The organism is Streptomyces prasinopilosus (assembly GCF_001419695.1).
Taxonomy (GTDB): Bacteria; Actinomycetota; Actinomycetes; order Streptomycetales; family Streptomycetaceae; genus Streptomyces; species Streptomyces prasinopilosus.
Window position 1 is genome coordinate 1 of record NZ_LIRG01000274.1, and the last position, 2761, is coordinate 2761.

At 72.2% G+C, this 2761-nt stretch carries 4 protein-coding genes; all 4 read right to left on the reverse strand.

Annotated features, from left to right (window positions below):
- Positions 1-365: 365 nt before the first annotated feature.
- Positions 366-689, reverse strand: coding sequence for a hypothetical protein (locus AOK18_RS12840; RefSeq protein ID WP_055573143.1), 324 nt, complete (start codon positions 687-689; stop codon positions 366-368).
- Entirely contained in the window at positions 686-1054 is a 369-nt protein-coding gene (locus AOK18_RS12845; RefSeq protein WP_055573144.1) for a WhiB family transcriptional regulator, read from the reverse strand. The genes AOK18_RS12840 and AOK18_RS12845 overlap by 4 nt, the downstream gene beginning before the upstream one ends.
- Positions 1055-1226: 172 nt before the next feature.
- Positions 1227-1541, reverse strand: a complete 315-nt coding sequence (locus AOK18_RS12850; RefSeq protein WP_055694427.1) for a hypothetical protein — start codon at positions 1539-1541, stop codon at positions 1227-1229.
- A gap of 165 nt (positions 1542-1706) precedes the next feature.
- Positions 1707-2761 (reverse strand): ATP-dependent DNA helicase UvrD2 (locus AOK18_RS12855; RefSeq protein WP_167738678.1); only part of this gene is annotated, 1055 nt, incomplete at its 5' end.

The window sequence follows — 2761 nt, forward strand, 5'->3', positions numbered from 1 at the left end:
CCGCGGGCCGGGGCGGTCCTCGATCGCCCGCGGGTGTCCCCCGGGAACAGGCCTGGCGGTGGTGCCGGCGGGTGCCGTTCTCCCCTGAAAGGGGGCCGAGCCGGCAGCGGGCCTCGGCCGGCGCACCGCGGCGAGCGCACCCGGGCGCCCGCTCCCGCGGCCGGGCGCCGGGGCCGTCTTCGTGTTCGTCTCCGTCTTCTCCGGAACGGCTCGTCACCCGGTGGCGACGACGTCGTACCGGACGGCCCGTCCGGTACGACGCACCGCGGGGGCCGGCCCGTACGGCACGGACCGGCCCCCGCGGGGAGAACCACGACGGGCCGGGTCGGCCCGAAGGCCGCATCGGCTCCGATCGGTCGGATCGTTTACTGCATGACGGCCATGGCGAGTGCGCGGCGGGCACGCTGGGAGGCGCGCTCGGCGCGGCGCTGCATCCGGCGAGCGGCCACCAGGCGTACCGCCTGGCGGCCCTGCTCGGCCTCGTGCAGGCGCTCGTGCATATGCGCGCGGGCCAGGGCTTCTGGGATGAGTTGCATCTCACGGGTCCTGTTCTGGCGCGAGTCGTTCGCACCACGAGTGGTGAAGTCTTCGGTCGCGGAGCCTGCGGGCTCGTCGGCGGTGGGCATCATCGGGGCCTGCTTCTGGGGGTCGTGCGTGAGGGGACGGTCGATCGTTCCTAGGGTGTTCATGCCGTGACCGGGTTCTTCCGCGGACGGCCACGCGGCCGCTTCCGGGCGACGACGACGCCCTGGACGAACAGCTCGCCGCCCCAGACACCCCACGGCTCGCGCCGCTCCTTGGCGCCGGCGAGGCAGGCCTCCATCAGCGGGCAGGTGCGGCAGAGCGACTTGGCGTACTCGACGTCCGCCGGCGACTCGGCGAAGAAGACCTCCGGGTCGTAGGAACGGCAGGGGACGGGTACGCCGAGGTTCTCGATGGCGTCGTCGAGCGCGGTGAGCGCGGTGAGCGGAGTCAAGGTCGGGTCCTCCGTGGAGCCAGGCTTGGGGATCGTGTCGGAAGGCGGTACGGACGGGGCGTGCGCTTCGAGTTGCACGGTTCGTCTTCCTCGTCTGGTCGTTTCCGGCCGGTGGGCCGGGTGGCGGCTGGTACCGGGTTCTTGTCCTGCCCCGAGGCGCTTCGGTCCACCGTCCCCGTTCGGGGACAAACAGAAGGGCCGCGGATCCCGGATGGGGTTCCGCGGCCCTGAAGGCGCCGGCCTGATCGAATCAGGCTGGATCGCTCCAGGGTTCTGGCCCACGGAAGGCCCACATCAGGTGGTGCTGCGTCGTCTGCTTCCGGAATCCGGCACCGGCCGCCGTAAAGGCATAGGCCTTCGCCTGTGCCTCTACCGCTTCCAGTGCCTTGATCGGTCGCTCGTCGTGCTCACGGACGACAAGGCCCGCGGGGACGACGGAGGACGCCGGACGTGCGGCGTGAATGCCGGACAGACCGGTGCCCTGGTTCGAGGCGCCGAGCATGGACAGGGAGACGGCCGGACGATCGGTCATTTTCACGACGGAGCTGGTGTTGATGTTGATCACAGGACTCGCCTCCTCTCGGCGCATCGGGGGACCGGGGTCAGCCGGTCCGACGGATATGCAAGTACAGCACGGGATCAGGGCCTCCGAGAAGGCCGCTGCTCTCGTGTCTAAGAACCTATGGGGATTCCCGGGGCATGCGCAAACTATTTTCCCGACGAGTTGGAATCAGTCCTGATCTTTGTCCTGAGCTCCGTCCCCGCCCGCGCAGATCGCCAGCACAGCGGCCCCGTAGCGGTCCAGCTTGCGCTTGCCCACGCCGGGGATGCGGGCGAGTCCCGACGGGTCGTCGGGGACGGCCTCCGCGATGGCCATCAGCGTCTTGTCGGTGAAGACGCAGAAGGCGGGCTGCCCACTGCGCCGGGCCTGCTCGCTCCGCCAGTCGTGCAGCCGCTCGTAGACGCCCTCGTCCATGTCGGAGGGGCAGTCCTCGCAGCGCATCAGCTTCATCTCGCCCGCGTCCGTCAGCGTGCGGCCGCAGACCCGGCAGCGGGCGGGACCCCGCTGCCGGCGTCTCGGCTGCGGGGTCGCAAGGACGGCGGTCGCCCTCCCGGACACGCCGCGCTCGATGCCTCCCGCGGCCCCGCCGCCGGCCGGGGCGGCACGGCCGGCCTGCGAGCCGGAACGCAGCCCGTCGAGGAAACGGCTGGGCCGGCGGTTGGCCCGCCCGCCGGGCGAGCGGGCGAGCGACCAGGAGACGTGGAGCCGCTCCCGCGCCCGGGTGACACCCACGTAGAGGAGACGGCGCTCCTCCTCGACCTGTTCGTCGGTCTTCGCGTAGGTGATCGGCATCATGCCCTCGGCGACACCGACCAGGAAGACCACGTCCCACTCCAGGCCCTTGGCCGAGTGCAGTGACGCGAGCGTGACGCCCTGCACGGTCGGGGCGTGCTGGGCGCCCGCCCGCTCGTCGAGTTCGGCGACGAGACCGGCGAGGGTGGCGTCCGGATGCGCGGCGGCGAAGTCCTGGGCGAGGTTCACCAGTGCGGCCAGGGACTCCCAGCGCTCCCGCACCGCCCCCGAGCCCGCCGGCGGCTGCGCCGTCCAGCCTTCGCCCGACAGCACGGCACGCACCTGGGAGGGCAGGTCCACCACGTCGTCGAGGAGGCTGTCGTTGCCGCCGAAGCGGGCCGCCGCGCGCAGGGCGCTGCCCGCCTTGCGCACCTCGGGACGGTCGAAGAAGCGCTCGGCGCCCCGCAGCTGGTAGGGCACTCCGGCGTCCG

Excerpts from the sequence above, each read along its gene's own strand:
- AOK18_RS12840 (WP_055573143.1), bottom strand. The coding sequence starts at position 689 with ATGAACACCCTAGGAACGATCGACCGTCCCCTCACGCACGACCCCCAG.